This is a genomic window from Allochromatium humboldtianum (assembly GCF_013385175.1).
Classification (GTDB): Bacteria; Pseudomonadota; Gammaproteobacteria; order Chromatiales; family Chromatiaceae; genus Thermochromatium; species Thermochromatium humboldtianum.
Genome location: NZ_JABZEO010000043.1, coordinates 1 through 4,928 on the forward strand (window position 1 = coordinate 1; position 4,928 = coordinate 4,928).

Here is a 4,928-nt window from a genome sequence, read left to right on the forward strand (position 1 = left end):
AAAACTTGAATAGGTATCCAGACCGATGAAAACCCGTCATCTATTACGAATGGTCCTGCTACTGCCTATCATCGCATTCACTGCCCCGATCCTGGCCGAGGACCAGGCCCAGGAGGGGCCGATCTATGTGCCCCCAGACATCGACGGACAGCCTGACCGTCTGGTCGGCGGAGCCTCCCGCTCCGATACCCTCACGCCCCGGCTCACTGTGCTCTCCCCACCCACCCTGGGCCTGACGAGCCACCCTCAGCCCGTGCTGTATTGGTTCCTCTCCCAGGACATCGCCACCCCCATCCGTCTCGTAATCATGAATGTTGCGGACCGGCTCGACCTCGACCGCCAGCCCCCGTTGCTCGAGCTTCAACTGGAGCGGGTCCGCGCCGGGATCCACCGGCTTGCACTCGCGGAGCATGGTATCGCCTTGCAGGCCGGCACACGATATGATTGGAGCATCGAGTTCGCTTGGTCGCCACCGGCTGGGAGCGAAGCCCGGGGTGATGTCCAGCCGGTCCAGGTGATGAGTCGGTCCACGCTTCTCTATCAGCCAGCCCGAACGGAGTTGGCCGCGCAAGTTTCAAGTGCTGCGGCTGATGCGCGACCCGCCATCTACGCGCGTGCGGGTTACTGGTATGACAGCCTGGCCACGCTGCAAGATCTGATCGAGCAAATGCCACGGGAGCCGCGCTATCTCGATTGGCGTAGGAGCCTGTTCCAACAAGCTGCCTTGGAGCGATTCGTTTCGCCATGAACATCCTCGAATCTTTACGGCCCCTGCCACTCAGGCGGTATTGGTGCCGCCGTGGCGCGCCGCATGTGCCCGCCATGCTCGTGGCCGCGACGCTGTTCGCCCTCCTGCTGACCGTGCGCCAGCTCGGCTGGCTGGAGCCACTGGAACTGCGAACCTTCGATGTTCTGCTCGGCTCGCAAACGATGGCGCCACCGCATCCGCAGGTGCTGGTGGTCGGCATCGGTGAAGCCGACATCCAGGCCCTGCGCCAATGGCCTCTCGATGATGCGCTGTTGGCACGCGCTGTAGCAAATCTGCGCGCGCATGGTGCCGCGATGGTCGGACTGGATATCTACAGGGATTTCCCCCATGAGCCGGGGCATGCGGAGCTGCGCGCCGCGCTCCAGGATCCCGGAGTGATCGCCGTGACCAAGTTGAGCACTGAGGCCAACCCGACGATCGCGGCCCCACCGGGAGTGCCACCCACACGCATCGGCTTCAGTGATCTGATCCTGGATGCCGATGGCGTGGTGCGCCGCGGCCTTTTGTATGCGAAGGGAGGGCAACAAGTCCAAACCGCCTTTGCCATGCAGTTGGCCTTGAATTACCTCCGGCAGCAGGGCCTGACTCCGCGCGATCATGCGGGTACGTCCGGCTTCGAGCTTGGCAAGGGTGTCATCGAGCCGCTCGACGCACATGCCGGAGGGTACCGAAACCTCGACAACGCCGGCTTTCAAATCTTGCTGAACTATCGCCGCCAGCCCCAGCCTGCCGAGCAAGTCAGCTTCATGGATGTGCTGGAGAATCGAGTCGACGCCGAGCAGATTCGTGGGCGCATCGTTCTCATCGGCTCCACCGCCGAGAGCATCAAGGACGTATATTTCACCCCGTTCAGCCAAACCGCCAGAGAGCAGGTGCAAATGCCGGGCGTGATGATTCATGCCCATATCCTCGGCCAACTTCTCGACACCGCCGGGACGGCGAACCAACTGCGATTCTGGCCGCAATGGGCGGAATGGCTGTGGTTGGTACTCTGGGGTACGGTGGGCGCCTTGGCGGCCTGGCGGGCGCGGCGTCTGCTGTTGCTGCAGGCCGTGGCGCTGGGTGGTCTAGGAGCGCTTCTTGTCTGCCATTGGCTGGTGTTTAGGCTGGGGGTCTGGATCCCGTTGTGGGACGCTGTGCTGGCCTTTTTCTGCGGCGGCTTGAGTATTCTGGGCGGTCGTCTGGCCTACCAAAGCCTGCACGATCCACTCACTAGGCTGCCCAACCGCGCCAACCTGACGCAGCGGCTGCGTTATTTGCAGCGCCGGCGGCCACGCCAGGATGTCGCATTGATTCTGGTCGAGCTGGAGCGATACCGGTTGATAAACGCCGTGTTCGGACCACAAAGTGGAGACCTTCTCTTGGTGGAGATGGCGCGGCGCTTATGCCGAGTCGCCGATGAATACGGACAGGTATCCAGTCATCATTGGTGTGGCGATCTGCTGGCCGCGCGCGCCGATGGTGCCCAATTTGCACTGCTGATGAGCCGCGCCGATGCGCGGGAGACGGCGCAAGCCATTGGCAAGACCCTGCTGCAACGCTGCTCGGAGCCCTTCGAAATTGCTGGCGAGGAGGTCTTTCCAACCGCCATTGTTGGAATTGCCTTGGGTAATCCATCCTATCAAGGCAACCTGTTGCGTGATGCCCATGCCGCCTTGAGCCGCGCTAGCGCCTTGGGAAACACGCTGGAGATCGTCGACGGCGAGATCAAGGCCGAGGAAATCGAAGCATTTCAAGTCGAGCGCGAGCTGCATGGCGTGGTGCGCAAGAGCCAGGGTGACTTGCCGCATTTACCGGAGTTCGCAGTTTACTATCAACCTATTGTGTCCTTGCAGACGGGGCGCATCAGCGGCTTCGAGGCCTTGGTGCGCTGGCAACATCCGCAGCGCGGGCTAGTGCCGCCGTTCAAGTTTATCCCTGTGGCGGAACACAGCGGCATGATCGTCCCTATTGGCAACTGGGTACTATTGGATGCCTGCCGCCAGATGCAGGCTTGGCGGACCGAGTTTCCCGATTTGCTGATCAGCGTCAACCTGGCGGCGCCCCAACTCATCCATCCTGAGACCCTCGGGTACCTCGAGCGGATTTTGCAAGTCACTGGACTCCCTCCTTCCGCATTGAAGTTGGAGATCACCGAGAGTGCAACGATTCAGCATCTTGACATCGCCCTGAAGGTGCTCGGGACCAGTCGTTCGTTGGGGGTGAATGTAGCCATCGACGATTTTGGTACTGGCTATTCCTCACTGGCGTACTTGACCAAATTCCCCGTCGACATCCTGAAAATCGACATGGCCTTCGTTCGCAACATGGATGCCAGTCTCAATGACTTCAGTATCCTGCGTGCTATCGTCGACCTTGCAAAAAAGCTGGGTCTGAAAATCATCGCCGAGGGTATCGAAACCCCACGGCACCTGGAGATCCTGCGTGAATTGCAGTGTGATTATGGCCAGGGTTATCTGTTCGCCAAACCGCAAACCGCTGCCGATACAGAAGCGCTACTGCGTTCAGAGCCAGTTTGGTAGTTCGCGCAGGATCGTTCACCCGAAGACAAGGCTTTCGCGGGCGGCATCAAGCCGCCTTCAGCGCCTCAATCACGCTGCGGGAGTGAGTAATCCATGGTTCTACGAGGGCCGTAGATCCGCCCGCGTCGCAAAGCCCATAGCGAGGATGATGATCAAGGGGTACTGGGATCTTCCGCTTGATGCACGATGCTAAACCGAGCCTAGCCCGAGATACGTAATTTTTCCTCCTCTGAGTCGAGCTCCGTTTTCATCCAAAGACGGTCGGCCACCACCCTGGGTTTGGCGTTGATGGTGTGGGCGAAGTCCGCAACCCGTGCGATCAGCTCGGCGGCGGTGGCGTGACAATGATGGTAAGTGACGTCCTCGCGCAACCAGCGCCACAGGGCTTCGACGGGCATGAAGTCAGGGCTGTAGCCGGGCAGAGGCCGCACGGTGATGGACAGTTGCTGGGCGAGTTCGAGGACGGCGTTGGCGCGGTGATACGAGGCGCCATCCCAGATGACGATGAGTTCGCGCACCGGCTCACGCTCACGCAGGCGGCGCAAGACGGTGAGGGTGTGCTCGGTGTTGGCGCACGGGAAGTCCCAGATGGCGACCTGTCCGGCGTTGTAGAAATAGAGGCCATAGAAGCTGACCTTCGCGGCCAGTCCAGGCGAGTGGGAGCCGACCCAGAGGCGTTCCCCGAGCGGTGCCCAGCCGTATCCGAGATCGGCCTCCTGATGGATGTGGGCTTCGTCGATATACACCACCAGCGGTGGCGAGGCACAGAGGGTGCGTTGCAGGAGGGCGTGAAGGTTGGTCACGAACGCTTCGCGTGCGGCGGTGTTGGCCCGATTGAGCAGCGCCTTGGCCTTCTTCCAGGAGAAGCCCAACCGCTTGAGGGCTTGGCGCACGGTTTCGCGGCTGATCTGCCGCCCAAACCGGGCCGCGATCCAGGTCACGAGGCGTTTGAGCGTCCAGCGCGCCGGGGCGGTGTGGGAGGCCAGATCGGCGCTGGGGACAAGCGGCGGGGTTGGCCCATCGCGTTCGACCGACGGGGCGGCCGCCGAGGCGACACCGGCACGAATCAGCGCCGCGAGCGCCGGCTCCGTGACCGGGTCAAAAAAGGGGAGACGCCTCCTGTGTGCTCGAACGTCAACGCCAGCGGGCCGGACGCATTGTAGCGATGTACCCAGCGGATGAGCGTTTGCAGGTGGCGCCCCGTCGCCCGGGCCACGGCCGAGGCTCCCTGCCCCTGGCAGGCCAGGTCGTATAAGGCCAGAAACCGTTCGCGGGTGCGGGGATGAGGCGCGTTCATCGCCTCTTGGCGCAGATCGTCTGCGCTCTGGTCCCATTTGGCAAGATCGAGTGTGAGCATCAATACAACGCTTGGAAGGTATGGCAGAAGGGGCGAGCCGACGGGAGGCCCGCCCTGAAAACCCAGCGTACCATGAAAATTACGCATCCCGCTCTGGACGGGGTTTAGCCATGCCAACACGTCACGGCAGACGATCGCTGAAAACACCACTGACGAGGGAACCATGCGCGGAATCGTGACCGTGCCAGCGTGATCTGCATCACGCAACATCGATCCGCTTGGTGACTCTATGGTGACTCAAAGAAAAATGGCTTAGGTCAAATGAGACCTAAGCCATTGT

At 61.5% G+C, this 4,928-nt stretch carries 4 protein-coding genes; 2 read left to right on the forward strand and 2 right to left on the reverse strand.

What is annotated here, in order from left to right; translation table 11 throughout:
• The first annotated feature begins 25 nt into the window (after window positions 1–25).
• Window positions 26–748, forward strand: coding sequence for a DUF928 domain-containing protein (locus HW932_RS21240; protein ID WP_176978446.1), 723 nt, complete (start codon window positions 26–28; stop codon window positions 746–748).
• Window positions 745–3,291 (forward strand): putative bifunctional diguanylate cyclase/phosphodiesterase, encoded by a 2,547-nt coding sequence (locus tag HW932_RS21245; RefSeq protein WP_176978447.1) that lies wholly within the window; start codon window positions 745–747, stop codon window positions 3,289–3,291. The genes HW932_RS21240 and HW932_RS21245 overlap by 4 nt, the downstream gene beginning before the upstream one ends.
• Before the next feature lie 200 nt (window positions 3,292–3,491).
• Here the strand turns inward: HW932_RS21245 and HW932_RS21250 are convergent, their stop codons facing one another.
• On the reverse strand, window positions 3,492–4,466 hold the full coding sequence (locus HW932_RS21250; protein WP_246296964.1) for an IS630 family transposase: 975 nt from the start codon (window positions 4,464–4,466) through the stop codon (window positions 3,492–3,494).
• A complete protein-coding gene (locus HW932_RS21255) occupies window positions 4,358–4,648 on the reverse strand; it encodes a helix-turn-helix domain-containing protein (RefSeq protein WP_176978449.1) in 291 nt (96 codons plus the stop codon). Before HW932_RS21255 ends, HW932_RS21250 begins: the two co-directional genes overlap by 109 nt.
• Window positions 4,649–4,928 lie beyond the last annotated feature (280 nt).

What these genes read in the sequence shown, in the direction of transcription:
- HW932_RS21240 (WP_176978446.1), top strand. Translation starts at nt 26, where the DNA reads ATGAAAACCCGTCATCTATTACGAATGGTCCTGCTACTGCCTATCATC.
- HW932_RS21255 (WP_176978449.1), bottom strand. Translation starts at nt 4,648, where the DNA reads ATGCTCACACTCGATCTTGCCAAATGGGACCAGAGCGCAGACGATCTG.
- HW932_RS21245 (WP_176978447.1), top strand. Translation starts at nt 745, where the DNA reads ATGAACATCCTCGAATCTTTACGGCCCCTGCCACTCAGGCGGTATTGG.